Below are 17,985 nucleotides of genomic sequence, written 5' to 3'. Positions count from 1 at the left end.
CGCCGGACAGAAGACCAAACGCGGTTCTAGCGAATAGGCGACGTATTTGGCAATCGAATGGAATATTTGCACATTCTGTAGTCGTTGCGGTCGCCGTTTGATTACGCGCCGTTATCTCCGCCTCAATGTGACCAATCCGTAGCCGTTTGCGATGACGACAGTCACTACCAGGGCGGGCATCATGCCTAACGTGACCGAGGGATGCGTCGCCGACGCCAAAAATGGGGTGAGGCTTGCGACGAGGTCTGATGGGGTCGCCCACAGGGATGATCTCAAGGATCTGACGAGCCTCGCCGTTCAGGGGGATCGCACCGCGATCGAATCTCTGATCGCGCAACTGCGGCCGATGGTCGTCCGATATTGCCGTGGTCGTCTGGGCCGGGTTTCCGGTCAGTATCACATCGCGGACGACGTGGCCCAGGAAGTATGCATAGCGGTGCTGTCCGCACTGCCCCGCTACCGTGACATGGGACGCCCGTTCGCGTCCTTCGTCTTCGGCATCGCGTCTCACAAGGTGGCCGACGCGCTGCGCAGCTCCGTACGATCCGCCGTGCCCACCCAGGACCTTCCTGACGGGCCCGACGAGGGTCCGGGGCCGGAGGAGACCGTGGTGCGTTACATCGAGGCCGAACACGCCCGCCGGCTGCTGTCGAGGCTGCCGGACAACCAGCGCGAACTGCTCATGCTTCGAGTGGTGTCGGGCCTTTCCGCCGAGGAGACCGGTAATGTACTTGGCATGTCACCAGGTGCGGTTCGTGTGGCCCAGCACAGGGCGCTGGCCCGGCTACGAGCGATGGCGGAGCTGGAGTCGATAGCTTGATCGCGGAGCCGTCGAGCAGGGGGCGCGAGCGAAGGCCCGAACCGCGGGGCGGGGCTCGCGACGACCCGGAGCGAGAACGATCATGACAACGGTTCACCCGCGACGTCCGGCTCGGAGATACGGGCCGGACGAGGACCCGGCGGTCGCCGAGACCGACGAACTCCTGGAGGCGCTCTCCGGCAGGAGGCCCGTCTCCGGCTCAGACGCCGCGGTCGCCCTGCTGGCGGCCCTGATCGACGACGTGGATCAGCGGTGTTCCTCGGTGTCGATCACGCCGTCCACGTAACCACGGGCGTATTCCCAGCTCACGTAGTCGGTGGGATTGGGCTGGTAGGCGGGCTCGTGCACCTGGGGCTGGCCGTTCTCGATCATCTGGCGCAGGTTGCCGCGCAGCAGCTCCCAGTCGAAGTAGTGCTGCTCCCCGCATTCGGGGCAGTCGAGCACCAGGCCGAGCACGCCCTGGGGCTCCAGCAACGAGCGGAAGACCTCCACGTCGGCGAGGTCGGTCATGGCCTCGTCGCGCTCGTCCGTCGTCAGCGGCTCGGGATCGTCGGGATCGCCCAGCGCCGCCGCCGGGTCGTCGGGGTCATCCGCGAACGGGTCGCGAGGGACATCGTCGAGCACGATCCCACCTTATGGCCTGGATGTGACAGACAGGTTCCGAACTGCACGAGTAGGACGCTCCGGGGCGGTACGGGCAGGTCAGAGGCTCGGACCCTCGGCGCCCCGGAGGGCCTGCCCGAGGCGAGAGGGCCTAGACGAGCCAGCCGCGCCGGGAGGCCTCCACCCCCGCCTGGAACCGGGACTGCGCCCCCAGCTCGGCCATGGCGTCGGCGAACCTGGCGCGCACCGTGCGGACGGAGACGCCCAGCTGCCGGGCGATCATCTCGTCGGGGACGCCCTGACCGGCCAGCCGCAGCACCCGGACCACCCCGTCGTCGCGGTGGGTCCCGGGCAGGCGGGCCCCGCGGGCCCACAGCTCCTCGAAGAGCGAGCGCAGCGCGGCCACCACGACCGGAGCCCTGACCAGGTGGAAGTTGTAGGCGTTCTCGGCGAGCGCGCCGCCCCACTGGGCGGGCATGCCCGCGGCGTCGTCCCCCGCGACGAGGAACCAGCTGGGCACCGTGTCGAGGGTGCGCACCTCGGCCCCCGCCCGCTCGAACTGGTCCAGCTTGTCGCGCAGGCCGGGGATCTCCAGGGTGTGCACCGGGATGGTGACCCGGCAGGCGAGCAGGCCGGCGCGCTGGGCGCCGATCCACTGGTCGGCGTAGCGGTGCGCGAAGTCGCTCATCGTCCGCCGGTCGGGGATGCTCGACAGCAGCCTCAGCGGCGGGGCCTGGACCGCCATGCCGATCACGCTCTCGTAGAGCTCGTCGGCGCCTCCGACCAGGTCCACCGGGAACTGGCCGGTCTGGTAGTCGCGGCCGGCGTCGTACTGGTGGATGAAGCCGCGGATCGAGCCGAGCACGGTGTCGATCCGGCGGCTCTCGGCGGCCAGCCGGTCCAGCCTCTCCGCGATCAGATGGCCGAGGGCCGCGGCCGGGTGGCGGGCCAGGTATTCGCCCCCCTGCTCGTCGACCACGCCCAGCCGCACCAGGGTGGCCAGCTCGTGGCCGAGCGGCTCGGGCGAGCGGTTGGTGGCCTGGGCGAGCTCGGCGCAGGTGGCGCGGTGCAGGCGCAGGACCGCGTTGTACAGGGCCGTCTGGGCCGGGGTGAGCCCCAGGCTCTCCAGCGGGTCGGGCAGTGTGGGTGTGTCGGTACTCATCGGCGAGGGACTCCTGCAAGTGACACGAGGGTCTGGCGAGAATAACCCGGCGAATAGTCCCTGTCCGGGCGTTGCTCCTACCGGTATGCCGCCGTGTGCAGCTTCGTGCAATTGCACGTTTGGACATTGCGAGACGAACGCATCGTGACGCACTCTTGACGCAGCGTCGGCGAAGGCGCGGATCACGCCGCCAGCCGGATGCGGAGGGGGGTTCGGTTGGCGTCAAGGCATCTCCGCGCCGATGCCGGTGATCCGGGGGACCGAGCGGGTCACCGACCGCTCGGTCCCCCGCTTTTCCCCGGTCCTCCGGGGGCCCGTCCTTCCTCCGGGCCCCCCGGGGCCCGTCTCTCCCGGGTCCTGCGCGCCGCCTCCCCGGGCCCTGCGCGCCGCGCCTTTTCCCCCGGGTCCACCGGCTTCGGCGCCAGACTCTAAACTGTGACCCGGGGGTCGGCGCCTTTCCCCGTCATGAGAGCGCCGCGGCAGGAGGATCGCAGATGGCCAAGTTCACCGAGCCGGGGCTCACGTTCGACGACGTGTTGCTGGTTCCCGCGTATTCGGACCTGCAGCCGGGGCAGGCCGACACCACCACGCGGCTGTCGCGGGGCATCACCCTGCGGATCCCGCTGGTCTCCGCGGCGATGGACACGGTGACCGAGGCCCGCATGGCGGTGGCGATGGCCCGCCAGGGCGGCATCGGCGTCCTGCACCGCAACCTGTCGATCGAGGACCAGGCCCAGCAGGCCGACCTCGTCAAGCGCTCCGAGGCCGGGATGGTCACCAACCCGGTCACCTGCTCCCCGGACGAGACGCTGGCCGACGTCGAGCGCCTCTGCGCGACGTACCGGATCTCCGGCGTCCCGGTGACCGACGAGACCGGCGTGCTCGTCGGCATCGTCACCAACCGCGACATGCGCTTCGAGACCGACGAGAACCGTCCGGTGCGCGAGGTCATGACCCCGATGCCGCTGGTCACCGCGCCGGTCGGGGTCTCCACCGACGACGCGTTCGCCCTGCTCAAGCAGAACAAGATCGAGAAGCTTCCGCTGGTCGACGCCGGGGGGCGGCTGCGCGGGCTCATCACCGTCAAGGACTTCACCAAGAGCGAGCAGTATCCCCTCGCCACCAAGGACGCCGACGGCCGGCTCGTCGTGGGGGCGGCCGTCGGCGTCGGCGGCGACGCGGAGAAGCGGGCGATCGCGCTGATCGAGGCCGGGGTCGACGTGATCGTGGTGGACGTCGCGCACGGCCACTCCAAGGGCCTCGCCGACATGATCGCCAAGATCAAGTCCAACAGCCGGGTCGACGTGATCGGCGGCAACATCGCCACCCGCGCGGGGGCCCAGATGCTGGTCGACGCCGGGGTCGACGCGGTCAAGGTCGGTGTCGGGCCCGGCTCCATCTGCACCACCCGCGTGGTCGCCGGCGTCGGCGCCCCGCAGGTGACGGCGATCCACGAGGCCTCGCTGGCCGCCGGCCCCGCCGGGGTCCCGGTGATCGGCGACGGCGGCCTGCAGTATTCGGGCGACATCGTCAAGGCCATCGCGGCCGGGGCCGACACGGTCATGCTCGGCTCCCTCCTGGCGGGCTGCGAGGAGTCCCCGGGTGAGCTGATCTTCATCAACGGCAAGCAGTTCAAGTCGTACCGGGGCATGGGCTCGCTCGGCGCGGTCCGCAACCGCGAGCGCGGCGGCGCCTCCTTCAGCAAGGACCGCTACGCCCAGGGCGACGTCGGCAACGAGGACAAGTTCATCCCCGAGGGCATCGAGGGGCAGGTCCCCTACCGCGGCCCGGTCGCCGCGGTGGCCCACCAGCTCATCGGCGGCCTGCGCCAGGGCATGTGGTACGCCGGGTGCCGCACGGTCGCCGAGATGCACGTGCGGTGCGAGCTGATGCCGATCACGGCGGCGGGCCTCAAGGAGAGCCACCCGCACGACATCCAGATGACGGTCGAGGCTCCCAACTACCACGGTCGCTAGGGCGGCCCGCGCCGGGCGCGCGGGCGGACGTGGCGTGCGCCCGCGCACGCGCGAGACGCCGCGCGCACGGCCGTGCCGCATGGAACGCGGCGTGCATGGCGCACGCATGGAACGCGGCGTGCGCTGTGCACGCACGGAACGGGAAAGACAGACATATGACTCAGGTGGAGATCGGCCGCGGCAAGAACGGCCGTCGTGCCTACGCGCTCGACGAGATCGGCATCGTTCCGTCCCGTCGCACCCGCGACCCGGAGGAGGTCTCGATCGCCTGGCAGATCGACGCCTACCGCTTCGAGCTGCCCGTCGTGGTGAGCCCGATGGACAGCGTGGTCTCGCCGAAGACCGCCATCGAGGTCGGCAGGCTCGGCGGTCTCGCCGTGCTCGACCTCGAAGGGCTGTGGACCCGGTACGACGACCCGATGCCGCTGCTGGAGGAGGTGGCCGAGCTCAAGGGCGAGCCCGCCACGAAGCGGCTGCAGCAGATCTACGACGCGCCGATCAAGGAGGAGCTGATCGGCCGCCGCATCGAGGAGATCCGCGCCGCCGGGGTGGCGACGGCCGTGCGGCTGTCCCCGCAGCGCACGGTCCAGTACCACAAGGCCGTCATCGACGCGGGCGTGGACATCTTCGTGATCCGCGGCACCACGGTCTCCGCCGAGCACGTCTCCGGCAGGGCCGAGCCGCTCAACCTCAAGCAGTTCATCTACGAGCTCGACGTCCCCGTGGTCGTCGGGGGGTGCGCCACCTACACCGCGGCGCTGCACCTGATGCGGACCGGCGCGGCCGGGGTGCTCGTCGGCTTCGGCGGCGGCGCCTCGCACACCACCCGCACGGTGCTGGGCGTGGTGGTGCCGATGGCCACCGCGATCTCCGACGTGGCCGCCGCCCGCCGCGACTACATGGACGAGTCCGGTGGCCGTTACGTCCACGTCATCGCCGACGGAGGCATGGGCACCTCCGGCGACATCGCCAAGGCGATCGCCGTGGGCGCGGACGCGGTCATGGTCGGTTCGCCGCTGGCGCGGGCCGTCGAGGCTCCCGGCCGGGGCTTCCACTGGGGCTCCGAGGCGCAGCACCCCGAGCTGCCCAGGGGCAAGCGGGTCGAGTTCGGCACGGTCGGCACGCTGGAGCAGATCCTGCACGGCCCCTCCTCGGTCGCCGACGGCTCGATGAACCTGATGGGCGCGCTCAGGCGCACGATGGCCACCGCCGGATACTCCGACCTCAAGGAGTTCCAGCGGGTCGAGGTCGTCGTCGCTCCGCAGATCGGCTGACATCTCGCGGGGCGGGGCGGGGCGGGACCTCGGCCCGGGCCGCCCCCCCGTGAGGCCGTTAACTGAAATGACGTGCTCGAAGAAATCTGTGAGCATTCGTACGTGCCAACTGATCGGGAGCTCCGGGTCGCCCTCAAGAAAGGGCCCTTCCACGTCGCGCTGCGTGCCGCGGTGGAGACTCGCGGGCTGACCCTGAACGGGCTTCACCGGCATCTCGGGGAACGCGGTCTCCGGGTCGGGATGACGAGCCTGAGTTACTGGCAACAGGGGTTGCGGCGCCCTGAGCGCCCCGAGTCGCTGCGCGCCGTGCGCGCCCTGGAGGAGATCCTCGTCCTGCCGCCGCGCTCCCTCATGGCCCTTCTCGGCCCGCCCCGGCCGCGCGGGCGGGACGCGGGGAAGCTGCCGGTGGGCGCCCTGCCCTACTCCGCGATCATGGAGTCCTCGCGGACGCTGTCGGCGATGATCCACGACCTGAACGGGGTGGCCGACGACCGGCGCCTGCACATCGCCGGGATGTACGAGGCGCTGCAGATCGGTCCCGACCGCAGCACCGTGCGGCGCGAGACGCTCCAGGTGGTGCAGGCGCACGAGGAGGCCACCGACCGCTACATCATGGTCTACCGGGGCGACCTGGGATGCGACGTGGAGCGCGTGCGCGTCCGGGCCCTGGAGGACTGCCGGGTCGGCCGGGTCCGCCGCGACGGGCCGACCGCCCTGGTCGTGGCGGAACTGCTGTTCGACCAGGTGCTGCGGCCCGGCGAGACGCAGATCATCCGCTACGAGCTGGCCGACCCGAGCGGCGTGGAGACCGTCGAGTACGAGCGGGGCTTCCGGCACCCGGCCGGGCAGTACGTGCTCCGGGTGAACTTCGCGCCGGAAGTCCTCCCGGCGCGCGTCCGGCGGTTCGCCCGGCAGGGCTCCGGCACCGGCGAGCAGGACCTCGGCGAGCTCTCCCTCAACGCCCACAACGCCGTGCACCTGGTGGCCGGGTCGCTGGAACCCGGCCTGGTCGGCATCCGCTGGGACTGGTCCTGAGCCGCCCGCGTCCGTTTCCGCGTCAGCGCGGTTCGGTGATCCAGGTGCCCCCGCGCATGACGCCGGAGACCTCCAGGTCGTCGGTGAGCACCACCAGGTCGGCCCGCTTGCCGACCGAGACGGACCCCAGGCTGTCGGCGAGACCGAGAACCCTCGCGGGGGTGAGGGAGGCGATCTCGGACGCCTCGGCCAGCGACAGGCCCACCTCGCGCACGGCGCGGCGGAACGCGACGTCCATGGTCAGGGTGCTGCCCGCGATGCTGCCGCCCTCGGCCAGCCGGGCCACCCCGTCCACGACGTTCACCGACATCGCGCCGAGCCCGTAGACGCCGTCGCCCATGCCCGCGGCCGCCATGGCGTCGGTGATCAGCGCGGTCCTGCCGGGACCCGCGACCTCGAAGGCCAGGCGCGTCATGGCCGGGTGCAGGTGCACGCCGTCGTTGATCAGCTCGACCGTGACGCGCTCGTCCTGGAGCAGCGCGGCGATCGGCCCGGGGTCGCGGTGGTGCAGCGGCGGCATCGCGTTGTAGAGGTGGGTGGCGACGCTGCCGCCCGCCTCGATGCCGGAGATCGTCTGCTCGTAGGTGGCGTCGCTGTGGCCGAGGGCGGCGATCACGCCGTTGGCCGTCGCCTCCCGTACGGTGTCCAGCGCGCCGGGCAGCTCGGCGGCGATGGTGATCATCCGTACGTGGCCGCGTCCGGCCTTGAGCAGCGCGCCGAGCTCGCCGGGTGAGGGCTCGCGCAGCAGCGCCGGGTTGTGCGCCCCGCAGCGGGCGGCGGAGATGTAGGGGCCCTCGAAGTGGATCCCGGCCAGCAGCCCGTCCTCGCACAGGTCGGCGAGGGAGGCGGCGGCCCTGGCCAGGTCGTCCGGGGACGCGGTGACCAGGCTGGCCATGAGCGTGGTGGTGCCGTGGCGGGCGTGCAGGTCGACGGCCCGGCTCGCCTGGTCCGGGTCGCCGGTGGGGAAGGAACCGCCCGCCCCGCCGTGGTTGTGGATGTCGACGAAGCCCGGCACGACGTACCGGCCGCCGAGCCCGAGCCCGGCGCCGGGGGCCGCGCCCTGGCCCACGTGGGTGATGCGGCCGTCTTCGATGGTGAGCCAGCCTTCGTGGACACCTTCGGGGGTCACGACGCGGGCGTCGGCGAGTGTGATGCTCATGCTCCCCATCCTCGCGGGTTCCTGGGAGAACCGGCTCCCGGCACTCCCGGGGGCATGGGTTCGCCCAAGGGCAGGACAGGCGCGGGCTCCCCGGTCACCGAGGAGTCCGCGTTCGTCGGGTCTCGCGCGTCAGCCGAATTCGCCGTTCTTCACGCCGTTGGTGAAGGTGGTCCACTGGGCGGGGGTGAAGACCAGTGCCGGGACGGTCGGGTTCTTGCTGTCGCGGACGCCCCGGCGCCCGCCGGACAGCTCGGCGACCTCCACGCAGTCGCCGCCGTTGTCGCCGGAGAGTGAGGACTTGTGCCACACCGCGGCGCCGAGTTCCCTGGTTACGTCGTCCACTGTTTCCTTGCCTCCCTGATCAGGTCGCAGGAGGCCCGCTGGCTCTGGGCCTCGCCGTGGATCATCTCGTATCTTGCCGTGATCTCCGTCACGTCGTCCGGATCACCGGTGACCTGGCCGTGCGCGGCGGACTCGACGTAGGCCATGTCCGGCATGTCGCGGCCCCTCGCGATCACGAACGCTCCCAGGAGCCCCGTGGTGTTCCACGAGTCGCGGGGGAGCACCCGGATGACGATGCGCGGGCGCTCCGCCATCGCGAGAAGGTGGTCCATCTGTCCGGCCATCACCGCCTTGTCGCCGACGGGGCGGGTGAGGACGCCTTCGTCCAGGATCACCCACAGCATAGGCGGGTCCTCGCGGCCGAGGATGTGCTGCCTGTCTATCCGCGCGGCCAGACTTGCTTCCACCCTGTCGAGGTTGACGCCCGGCTTGCCGCCGAGGAGCGCCCGCGCGTAATCGACCGTCTGGAGCAGGCCGGGGATGATGAGCGGTTGCCAGGTCCGCAGCGCGTCGGCACTCTGCTCGATCTCCACCCAGCGCCGGAACCACAGCGGCAGGCGGGCGGCCTGCTCCTGCGCCTTGCGCCAGGCCGCCAGCAGCGCGCCGCCGGCGTTGAGGGCCGGGTCGACACTGCTCGCGAAATCCTCCTTGGCGGGGCGTTCGCCCCGTTCGACCATGCTGACGTGGGAAATCGACCATCCCAGTTTGTCTGCCAGGTCTTTTTGTCGCATCCCAGCCGCTTTGCGGTGCTCGCGAAGTATTACACCGAATTTTAGGTCGGGTGGAACCAGGGGCTCCTGGTCCGCTGTTCTCTCGGTCATGCTCCTCCCTTCATTGCACGGGAAATGCACGGCGCGTGTGCGATGTGGTGCGGCATCCGTGTGTCGGCTGTGCGACGAATCGGCTACTCGCGGTAGTCATTGTTTGGGACGGTCGATGTGCGAGTCAACAGACGGCGGATTCCCGGTCGACACATCGAGGAGAAACCGCCGGACCGGTGCGGACATCGGGTGAAAGGCCACCATCGTGCAATCGCAGTCAAAGAAACTCGTGGACGTTTTCCTGCCGCGTACGGCCGAATCGGTTTCCCGCGCCCGTGGCGTGGCGGGCGATCTGCTCGGTGCCGACCACCACGCCTACGAGGCCGTGAGGCTGGTCGTCTCCGAGCTGGTCACCAACGCCTTCAAGCACGCCGACCGGGGCCGGGTCGGCAAGTCGATCCGGCTCGCCCTGTTCCGGCGGGGTCCGATCATCCGGATAGAGGTCACCGACCAGGGGGCGGCATTCGACGCGCCGCGTCGTGAGGTTCCCTTTACGGAGGTCCAGAACGCCAGGGCCGAGTTCGGGCGCGGCCTGGTGATCGTCGACGAGTTGTCACAGGGCAACTGGGGGAGCCGCGGCCACGGCCGGGGCCGTGGCCGGACCGTGTGGTGCGAGCTGCCCGCCGACCCCTTCTCCGAGATCCCCAAGGTTTCCGGGCTTCCCGAGGGGCCGGGCGCCACCGATCGGCCTTTCCTGGGCCCTTCCACCCCGGTCGCGGCCACCGGGCGACCGAAATCCATGTGAAAAGGGCCGACCACCGAACCGCCCCCGGCAGGAAAGTGGCATGCGAACTTCCCCCGTTGACGCATGTCCTCGCTCTCCCCCCACAATGAGAGCCTCTGCCGGGGGCCATCAAAACGCCGTTCAAAAACGGTCGCGGATTTATCCCTATCATTTACGTGGCGGCGGGTGTTTTCGCCGGCCGTACGGCCCTTTAATCATTGTGAAGGTGTGGCCACCTGCTTGACGAAAGGGGTGGGTGGGGTGGCTTGGGGCGTTCGCTGGTTGCGGGTGGCGTCCACCGGCCGGCGTTCACGAGGGTGAGGAAGGTGGTAGGGGGAGTCGTCTTCGAGAGGTGGTTCGGCGGCCGGGCGCGGGGGCAGGGGGCCCGCTCGGTCATCGGAGGTGAGGGCAGGGTCATGCCCGGTGAGTGCTCTATGAGCGAGGCTCACTTTTCTTACCTCGGGTGCTCGGCTGGCGGGTGCCGGACCCGGGGTTCACCGGTCGCGCCGAGGCGTTCCCACGGCGTTGCCCTCCCGTGGGTCTATCGTTGTCTTCGCGCTGTTCACCGGGGTATGGCGTGAATCACCGCCGCCGTTTCCTACTGGTCGGTAATGGTGCCTAGGGTAGATGGGTAAATACCTCACGTAAGGCGACAAGCCGCACCCCAGGGGGTTGCACATGACGGCGCGAATGGGCACCGGACGGCTCGGTCCTGCCGAGCGGTCCGCCGCACTGGCGCAGATGAGCGCCGAGGAACTCGACGTGGTGGTGATCGGAGGCGGGGTCGTCGGAGCGGGAGTCGCGCTGGACGCGGTGACCCGAGGCCTGTCCGTCGGGCTGCTGGAGGCGCGCGACTTCGCCTCGGGCACCTCGTCCAGGTCGTCCAAGCTGATCCACGGCGGCCTGCGCTATCTGGAACAGCTCAACTTCGAGCTGGTCAGGGAGGCGCTCCAGGAACGGGCCCTGCTGCTGCAGCGGATCGCCCCGCACCTGGTGCGGCCGGTGCCGTTCCTGTTCCCGCTGACGCATGTCGGCTGGGAGCGGCCCTACGTGGGCGCGGGACTGGTGCTGTACGACACGATGGGCTTCTCCACCGGGCTCGCCCGGGGCGTGCCGGGCCACAGGCACCTGTCGCGCACGAGGGCGCTGCGGCTCGCCCCCGCGCTGCGCAAGACGGCGTTCTCCGGCGCGGTGCAGTACTGGGACGCCCAGGTCGACGACGCCCGCCACGTGATGACCACGCTGCGGACGGCGGCCATGTACGGGGCCAACGTCGCCTCGCGGGCGCAGGTGGTGGGTTTCCTGCGCGAGGGGGAGCGGGTCACCGGCGTCCGGGTGCGCGACCTGGAGGGCGGCAGGGAACTGGAGGTGCGGGCCCGCCAGGTGGTGAACGCCACCGGGGTGTGGACGGACGACATCCAGGAAATGGTCGGCGGGCGCGGGCAGATCCACGTGCGCGCCTCCAAGGGGATCCACCTGGTGGTACCGCGCGACAGGATCCACTCGCTCACCGGGATCATCCTGCGCACCGAGAAGTCGGTGCTGTTCGTCATCCCCTGGGGCCGTCACTGGATCATCGGCACCACCGACACCGCGTGGAAGCTGGACCGGGCCCACCCGGCGGCGTCGCGGTCGGACATCGACTACGTCCTCGACCACGTGAACGAGGTGCTCTCGGTCCCGCTCACCCGCGAGGACGTCGAGGGCGTCTACGCCGGGCTCCGCCCGCTGCTGTCGGGGGAGTCGGAGGAGACGTCCAAGCTCTCCCGCGAGCACGTGGTGGCCCACCCGGTCCCGGGTCTGGTCATGGTGGCTGGGGGAAAGTACACGACATATCGCGTTATGGCGAAGGACGCGGTCGACGCCGTGGCGCACGGCCTGGACCAGCGGGTCCCGCCCTCCTGCACCGACCGGGTCCCGCTGGTCGGAGCCGAGGGCTACCAGGCGATGTGGAACTCCCGGCAGCGGCTGGCCCAGTCCTCCGGGCTGCACGTGGCCAGGATCGAACACCTGCTCCAGCGGTACGGGTCGATGATCGACGAGGTTCTGGCGCTGATCGAGCAGGATCCGTCGCTGGCCAAGCCGCTCACGGGGGCCGACGACTACCTCCGGGCGGAGGTGGTCTACGCGGCGACCCACGAGGGCGCCCGGCACGTGAACGACGTGCTGACCCGGCGTACGCACATCTCGATCGAGACCTTCCACCGGGGTGTGGGCGTGGTCGAGGAGACGGCCCGGCTGCTCGCCGAGCCGCTGGGCTGGGACGCCGAGCAGATCAAGCGCGAGGTGGAGTACTACACCAAGCGCGTCGAGTCCGAGCGCCTCTCCCAGGAGCAGGACACCGACCAGGAGGCCGACGCCATCCGCCTCGGCGCCCCGGAGATCGTGCCGGTGGCCAGTCCCGAGACCAACCCGGTGTAGCGCCGCCGGCCCGTCGGCGGAGCCGGTGGAGCCGGTGGAGCCGGTGTGGATCGTGTCCTCACGCCGCGCGGACGTTCCACGCCGTGCGGGGCCGGACACGGAGTACGGGGCCGGATGCGGAAGGTCCCCGGGCCCCGAGAGACTCGGGACCCGGGGACTCCTCCGGAGGGACTGACGGGACTCCGGAGGGACTAGCGGGTGAAGGCCTGGAACTCGGCCGCGCGCAGGTGGTCCCTGGCGGGGCTGGCGGTGGCGCAGTCGGTGGCGGAGTTGGGGTCGGCGTCCTGCTCGCCGGCGTAGACCGGGTTGCCGGTGCACTGGGTGGAGACGGCCCGCAGGGTCAGGTGGGTCGCGGTGGTCGTGGGGATCTTGAAGGACTCGATGAGCAGGTCGGCGCCGCGAGGACGCGGCCGGCGCGTCTCGAAGGCGTTGGACGGGCTGGTGTAGACGACCGAGAAGGACGCGGGTGAGGAGCAGTCCTTCTTGGTGGCGTCGCAGGCCAGGACCTCGAAGGCGCGCAGGGCGCTGAAGCGGTTCTGGGTGCCGGGGTCGGCCGGGTCGGTGGCGGCGGGGGGCCTGAGCATGGCGCTGACCTGCACGCGGCGGATCTTCTCCGGCTTGGTCCCGGCCAGGTCCACGGTGACGGCCTTGCCCTTGACCGGCCCGGTGAGCGAGGCCCAGTTCGTGGCCTCCGTCTCGTCGATCAGCTTGGCGTGGTTGACGCCGTCGCCGGTCGCGGTGGCGCCCAGGGCTGCCGAGGCGAGGTTCTTCGGGATCGCGAGCGGCAGCGGCAGCTTGAGGCCGGGCAGCACCGCGAACTTCACCCGGGTGTGCCCGAACCCGTTGCCCGCGACCACGAAGTCGTAGATCCCCGGGGTCATCTCGACGGTGTCGCCGAGCTCGGTCGCCGGGTCGGTGTCGGCCACCGGCACGACGCGGCCCTCGTAGTCGCCGACGTACAGCCGCAGCGCGGCGTCCTTGGCCTCGAGCAGCGGCTTGAGCTGGATCTTCCCGTTCTTGCCGGCCGGGTCGACGAAGCTCGGCGTCGGGTCGGGGTCGCCTGCCCCGGCGCTCGCCGCGCCCTGGCCGAGGCCGTGCTCGGCGAACGCGCGCCACATGATGGCCTGGTTCGCGCCGCCGAAGCGGATGGCGTCGGCCGCGAGCAGCGCGTCGCGGTGGTCGACGTAGCTGACCGCGCCGGAGGCCATCAGCAGCAGCGCGTCGAAGGAGACCTGCGCCCAGCGGCGGTTGCCGGGGCACTCCTGAAGCGGGGTCTTGCCGTCGGCGCACGCCTTCTGCCTGGCCGGGGTGCCCTGGCCGTACTTCTGGACGAAGGCCTTGCGCACGTCGTACTGGGTCGCCGACCAGATCTCACCGTCGGCGTGCACCTGCTGGCCGACGATGTCGTACGCGATGTCGCTGTAGTTCAGCGGGGAGTTGGACATGTCGTAGTTGCGGATGCCCGCCTTCTTGTCGCCGGTGACGTAGCCGCCGGTGACGTACGGGGTGTCGCCCGCGGGGCGGAAGCCGTACTCGGAGAGGTACTCCATCGCGAACAGGTCGGAGGTGCTCTCGTTCATCGCCCCGGCCTGGGCGCCGCTCCACCCGGCGTTCGGGCCGCCGATCATGCGGCCGGAGATCGCGTGGGTGTACTCGTGCCCGATCACCGACATGTCGTAGTCGCCGTCCACGCAGGGCGAGTAGAACGCGCCCGCGATCGGCTGCCACATGTACATGTTGGTGATGGGCGCGACCCCGTCGGGGCCGGTGATCTGGTTGGCGTTGTCGCGCACGCTGAGCACCCGGGCGCCCGCCTGGGCGTTGCCCTGCTCGGGGTCGCCGCCGAGGCCGCCGCGCTCGCCGTTGTCGTTCTGCATGTTCCAGGCGGTCTCGGTGAAGCCGAGCCGGTAGGACCAGTCGTGCATGCGGTTGTGCATGACGTGCAGGTTGGAGATGGCGGCCTCGAGGTCGGCCTCACCGGGCTGGTCGAGGACGGCCGGGTCGCACTTGGCCGTGTACCACTTGTTGGTCCACGGGTAGACGTACTCGCGGTTCGGCGTGGCCACGTTGCTGCGGGTGCCGACGGAGAACGCGTCGCCGCTGGCGCGGTTCTCCACGGTCTTGGCGGCGTTGCCGACGCTCGTGTTCGTCGGGGTGTCCGTGGCGTGGTCGACGTCCCACGCCTTGCCGGTGGCCGGGTCGGCCCCGACCAGCTCGCAGCCGGGCCCGGCCGTGGCGCACCACGTCGCGCGGGTGTCGGTGGAGGAGTAGTCGGCCGGGGGATTGGCCGGGAACGCCTCCCAGCGCGGGTCGTCCGGCGCGCTGTGGTGGTCCACCAGGTTCTCGCGGGTCAGGATCTCGCCGCTGACCGCGTCCACGTGCGTCGTGTACGCGGCGGGCTCGCCCTCACCGCCGCCGATCAGGGTGATCTGGAACGCGTTGTGCGTCCCGTCGGGCGCGGGCACCGCCGTGGCGGTGGCCTTCTTGACGGTGGCCGTGGCCAGGTCGATCCCGCCGTCCCTGGCCGCGATCTCCAGCGCCTGCTGCTCGGTGAGCCTGGCGGCGGGAGGCGCCTCGGAGGAGCGCGAGAGGGTCGAGGTGACGTGGAGGACCTTGCCGCCCTTCACGCCGACCACGACCTGGCCGTCCACGCCCGCGGGCAGGTTGCCGAACCTCTGCCGCAGGAGCACGGCGTACCCGTCGCCGATGGGGTTCGCGGCGATCTTCTCCAGCGCGTCCACGGCCTCGCCGGAGAGGCCGAAGAGGCTCTCGTTCGCCTTGAGGTAGGCCCGCGCGGCCCGCTCGGGGTCGGCGTCCAGACCCTCGGCGAGGGGGGCGGAGCCGGTGACGACGGCCGGGGTGCCGAGGGCGTTCCACCGGATCGTCGCGGCGCTCGCCGCCGTCGACCTGGAGAGCGAGGTGGGGGGTGCGACGCTGCCGCGCCGGTTGTCCAGGTCGGGCTTGGCGCCGTGTTCGGCCTGGAAGTCGTGGATCTTGGGGGGCCGGCCGCCGGGTTCGCCCTGGGCGACCCCCGGCAGGGGGATGACGAGCGCCGCGGTGGCGGCGGCGATGACGGTAACGCGTGACCAGGGTTTGGTCGACACCGATCCTCCTGCGAAAGATGGCCGTCGCCGGCCATGCACACGCGGATCACGTGTGTTGCGCAAGAGGTAACACCGATTCAAGTGTCATGACAAGATCTTGTAAAGGTGTATATGTCAGTGTTATAGGGCGGTCTGGACCGTGCAAACGGGTGCGCCCCCGGCGGTCGGGCCGGGGGCGCGGGTCTCGAGGTTCGCCGGTTCTTGGGGTTCGCCGGGTCGCGAGGGGTCAGGGGAAGGGGATCCAGGCCTGGTCGGCCAGGTCCTTCATGTCGCTGACCTTGAGGCCGAGGTCGGAGACCGTCCACAGGCTGTCGCCGACGACGACCGAGCGGCGGATGCCCGGGTCGTAGGCCATCCGGGCGTGCTTCATCGGCTTGGGCCTGGGGTGGACGATCGTGCCGGTCCTGGTGACCGCGGAATCGTCGATCTTGAGGACCAGGGCGGTCCCGTTGCTCTGCTCGGTTCCCGTCCACGAGCTCACCGGGATGACCGCCATCCCCGTCTTGGCCCAGTACAGGAAGGCGTGCGGGTCCCACTCGGCCTCCGACCCCGAGTCCTTCTGGAACATCTGGGACAGGCGGCGGGGGTTGGCCGGGTCACCGACGTCGAACAGGGAGACCTGGGTGCCGAGCGTGCGGCCCTGCTCACTGGCCTCCTGGCCCACGCCGATCAACCGCCCGTCGCCCGCCGGGTGCAGGTACGCCGAGTAGCCGGTGATCTTCAGCTCGCCCGTCTTCCTCGGGGCCGCGGGGTCACGCAGGTCGAGGGTGTAGAGCGGGTCCACCTGCCTGAACGTCACCACGTAGCCGACGGGGCCGATGAAGCGGACCGAGTAGATCCGCTCGCCCCGTCCGAGCCCGCCGACCTCGCCGGTCTTGGCCAGGGTGCCGGCGTCGAGCACGTAGACGGCGCTGGAGGTGTCCGGGGCGGCGGCCGGGGGGAGGGTCGAGGGGGCGTTCTGCGCGGCGGTCGAGGTGGTGGCGACCCGCAGGTGCCCCTCGTGCTCCGACAGGGAGTACTGGTTGAGCAGCCTGCCGGAGACCTTGCCCGAGGCGACGTAGCGGGGTGCCCCGGCCGCGGTGATGTCGAACCGGTGGATCTCGGTCTCCTCCGGCGGCGGCTCCGGGGCGGCCGTCGGCGGGACGGTCGTCGGGGCCGGTGAGGTCGTGTCGCTCGGCGAGACGGTCTCCATCGGGAGGGGGGTGTCGGTCGGGGAGGTCGGGGCGGGGGTGCCGGTCGTCGTGGGGTCCGGGACCGGCGAGGCGGGCGGCTCCGGGAGCAGGCTCGGGGCCGGGTCGGCCCCCGAGGCGGACGCCGGGGTGACCGCGGGGGTGGGCGTCAAGGTCCCGGGGGCGGGCGTGACGGTCGCGGACCCGGACGGCGGGGGCGCCGCCGGAGTGGGAGTGGTGGTGGCGGTGAGGGTGGGAGCCGGGGCGTCCTCGACGATCACCCGGTCGATCGGCCGGGGCCACCACCAGCTCGGGTTGCTGGTCACGTACAGGCTGGTGCCCGTCCCGTAGACGGTGTCGCCGTCGGCCGCGACGCCGATCGGGGCCGTCTCGGCGAGCGCCCGCGACAGGTCGAGGCTGTGCACGGTCAGCATCGAGGTCCCGGTGTACTGCGCGGGGTGGCTGACCTGCCCGCAGTCGACCGCGCGGTCCGAGGTCGCGCCGTCCGCGGTCGTGAGCTCGTACTTCGGCAGCCACGCCTCGATCGGCGCCTTGGCGACGACCTCCGCGTTGCGCCGGGTGCGCTCCTCGTCCGACAGTCCTTGGGTCCCGGTGTCGGGGAACTCGATCCGCGGCTGGCTGCGGACCACGATCCGCACGGTCGAGCCGACCATCCTGGCGTCCACGTGGGCGCCTTCGGGGGTGAGCGCGCCGATCACCTCCGGCTTCCCCGACAGGTCGACGAGGACGTAGCGCGGTCCCGGGCTCGCCGCGCGCTTGGCCGTCGCGCCGTACGGGATGATCCCGCCGCCGGAGAACAGCACCAGCGCCCGGTCGCCGCTGACCAGCAGGTCGGCCGGGGCCCACGCCTGCTCGGCGTCCACGAGCCTGAGCGTGCCGGTGACCTTCCTGGTCGCGGTGTCCACCACCCGCAGCACGCCGCGGTTCACGGTGATCACCCGGTTGCCGTCGGTCTTGACCAGGTCGGGCTCGTCGACCCCGGCCTCGTGCGTGTTCGTGGTGGAGTGCTCGGGCGCGCCGGACGCGCGCTTGGCGGAGGCGTCCGACTGCGTCTCCGCGTACATGACGACCGGGCCGCCGATGCCCCAGGGGCCGACGTTCCTCGCCGTCGCCGCGCGCAGGCCGGCCAGCATGTCGTCGCAGCCGCCGTAGGAGACGAGCTTGACGTTCCCCAGGTCGACCGGCGCCGTCGTACGGCCCGCGGCGGTCCTCGTCTCCGTCGAAGTGCACGCCGTGGCGAGCAGCGCGGCGGCGAGGGTGACCGCGCCGGCCGTACGAATCGATGTCCTCATGCCCCTACGACGGATCGGGAGGACGTGCGGTTCAACACCTCGCTACCCGCCGGTAGCCACGG

The 17,985-nt window shown here is 71.1% G+C and carries 14 protein-coding genes; 7 read left to right on the top strand and 7 right to left on the bottom strand.

Going from position 1 to position 17,985, the window contains the following annotated elements; genetic code table 11:
* Positions 1-181: 181 nt before the first annotated feature.
* Positions 182-820 (top strand): sigma-70 family RNA polymerase sigma factor, encoded by a 639-nt coding sequence (locus AB0G15_RS16135; protein ID WP_329090055.1) that lies wholly within the window; start codon positions 182-184, stop codon positions 818-820.
* 82 nt (positions 821-902) lie between these two features.
* A complete protein-coding gene (locus AB0G15_RS16130; RefSeq protein ID WP_362678531.1) occupies positions 903-1,106 on the top strand; it encodes an anti-sigma-D factor RsdA in 204 nt (67 codons plus the stop codon).
* On the opposite strand, the gene AB0G15_RS16125 is transcribed toward AB0G15_RS16130, so the two are convergent.
* Entirely contained in the window at positions 1,067-1,444 is a 378-nt protein-coding gene (locus AB0G15_RS16125) for a DUF5319 family protein (protein WP_326635634.1), read from the bottom strand. The two genes, AB0G15_RS16130 and AB0G15_RS16125, sit on opposite strands and share 40 nt — an antisense overlap.
* A gap of 130 nt (positions 1,445-1,574) precedes the next feature.
* Positions 1,575-2,585, bottom strand: coding sequence for a helix-turn-helix transcriptional regulator (locus tag AB0G15_RS16120; RefSeq protein WP_362839837.1), 1,011 nt, complete (start codon positions 2,583-2,585; stop codon positions 1,575-1,577).
* A gap of 494 nt (positions 2,586-3,079) precedes the next feature.
* Between AB0G15_RS16120 and guaB the strand changes: the two genes are divergently transcribed.
* The 3 genes from guaB (at position 3,080) to AB0G15_RS16105 (ending at position 6,870) form a co-directional block, all read left to right on the top strand.
* The gene (gene guaB / locus AB0G15_RS16115) at positions 3,080-4,561 is read left to right on the top strand and encodes an IMP dehydrogenase (RefSeq protein WP_362839835.1); all 1,482 of its coding nucleotides are present in this window, start codon (positions 3,080-3,082) and stop codon (positions 4,559-4,561) included.
* A 155-nt stretch (positions 4,562-4,716) separates the two neighbouring features.
* Positions 4,717-5,835 (top strand): GuaB3 family IMP dehydrogenase-related protein, encoded by a 1,119-nt coding sequence (locus AB0G15_RS16110; protein ID WP_362839833.1) that lies wholly within the window; start codon positions 4,717-4,719, stop codon positions 5,833-5,835.
* 102 nt (positions 5,836-5,937) lie between these two features.
* Entirely contained in the window at positions 5,938-6,870 is a 933-nt protein-coding gene (locus AB0G15_RS16105) for a hypothetical protein (RefSeq protein WP_362839830.1), read from the top strand.
* Between the two features lie 22 nt (positions 6,871-6,892).
* On the opposite strand, the gene nagA is transcribed toward AB0G15_RS16105, so the two are convergent.
* The 3 genes from nagA to AB0G15_RS16090 form a co-directional block, all read right to left on the bottom strand.
* Positions 6,893-8,029: an N-acetylglucosamine-6-phosphate deacetylase gene (gene nagA / locus AB0G15_RS16100; RefSeq protein ID WP_362839827.1), complete on the bottom strand. Its 1,137-nt coding sequence runs from the start codon at positions 8,027-8,029 to the stop codon at positions 6,893-6,895.
* A 129-nt stretch (positions 8,030-8,158) separates the two neighbouring features.
* On the bottom strand, positions 8,159-8,371 hold the full coding sequence (locus AB0G15_RS16095; protein WP_362839825.1) for a DUF397 domain-containing protein: 213 nt from the start codon (positions 8,369-8,371) through the stop codon (positions 8,159-8,161).
* On the bottom strand, positions 8,359-9,192 hold the full coding sequence (locus tag AB0G15_RS16090) for a helix-turn-helix transcriptional regulator (protein ID WP_362839822.1): 834 nt from the start codon (positions 9,190-9,192) through the stop codon (positions 8,359-8,361). Before AB0G15_RS16090 ends, AB0G15_RS16095 begins: the two co-directional genes overlap by 13 nt.
* Positions 9,193-9,421: 229 nt before the next feature.
* Between AB0G15_RS16090 and AB0G15_RS16085 the strand changes: the two genes are divergently transcribed.
* Together AB0G15_RS16085 and AB0G15_RS16080 are read left to right on the top strand one after the other, a co-directional pair.
* Entirely contained in the window at positions 9,422-9,937 is a 516-nt protein-coding gene (locus AB0G15_RS16085; protein ID WP_362839820.1) for an ATP-binding protein, read from the top strand.
* 657 nt (positions 9,938-10,594) lie between these two features.
* Positions 10,595-12,337: a glycerol-3-phosphate dehydrogenase/oxidase gene (locus AB0G15_RS16080; protein WP_362839817.1), complete on the top strand. Its 1,743-nt coding sequence runs from the start codon at positions 10,595-10,597 to the stop codon at positions 12,335-12,337.
* 191 nt (positions 12,338-12,528) lie between these two features.
* Here the strand turns inward: AB0G15_RS16080 and AB0G15_RS16075 are convergent, their stop codons facing one another.
* Together AB0G15_RS16075 and AB0G15_RS16070 are read right to left on the bottom strand one after the other, a co-directional pair.
* A complete protein-coding gene (locus AB0G15_RS16075) occupies positions 12,529-15,441 on the bottom strand; it encodes a M36 family metallopeptidase (protein WP_362839814.1) in 2,913 nt (970 codons plus the stop codon).
* Between the two features lie 226 nt (positions 15,442-15,667).
* Positions 15,668-17,923: a beta-propeller domain-containing protein gene (locus AB0G15_RS16070; protein ID WP_362839812.1), complete on the bottom strand. Its 2,256-nt coding sequence runs from the start codon at positions 17,921-17,923 to the stop codon at positions 15,668-15,670.
* Positions 17,924-17,985: the final 62 nt, after the last annotated feature.

The organism is Streptosporangium sp. NPDC023825, from assembly GCF_040639575.1.
Taxonomy (GTDB): Bacteria; Actinomycetota; Actinomycetes; order Streptosporangiales; family Streptosporangiaceae; genus Streptosporangium.
This window is presented reverse-complemented; position numbering and strand designations above follow the sequence as displayed.

Coding starts and splice junctions, on each gene's coding strand:
- AB0G15_RS16135 (WP_329090055.1), top strand. CDS start 182: ATGCCTAACGTGACCGAGGGATGCGTCGCCGACGCCAAAAATGGGGTG.
- AB0G15_RS16130 (WP_362678531.1), top strand. CDS start 903: ATGACAACGGTTCACCCGCGACGTCCGGCTCGGAGATACGGGCCGGAC.
- AB0G15_RS16120 (WP_362839837.1), bottom strand. CDS start 2,585: ATGAGTACCGACACACCCACACTGCCCGACCCGCTGGAGAGCCTGGGG.
- guaB (WP_362839835.1), top strand. CDS start 3,080: ATGGCCAAGTTCACCGAGCCGGGGCTCACGTTCGACGACGTGTTGCTG.
- AB0G15_RS16110 (WP_362839833.1), top strand. CDS start 4,717: ATGACTCAGGTGGAGATCGGCCGCGGCAAGAACGGCCGTCGTGCCTAC.
- nagA (WP_362839827.1), bottom strand. CDS start 8,029: ATGAGCATCACACTCGCCGACGCCCGCGTCGTGACCCCCGAAGGTGTC.
- AB0G15_RS16090 (WP_362839822.1), bottom strand. CDS start 9,192: ATGACCGAGAGAACAGCGGACCAGGAGCCCCTGGTTCCACCCGACCTA.
- AB0G15_RS16080 (WP_362839817.1), top strand. CDS start 10,595: ATGACGGCGCGAATGGGCACCGGACGGCTCGGTCCTGCCGAGCGGTCC.
- AB0G15_RS16070 (WP_362839812.1), bottom strand. CDS start 17,923: ATGAGGACATCGATTCGTACGGCCGGCGCGGTCACCCTCGCCGCCGCG.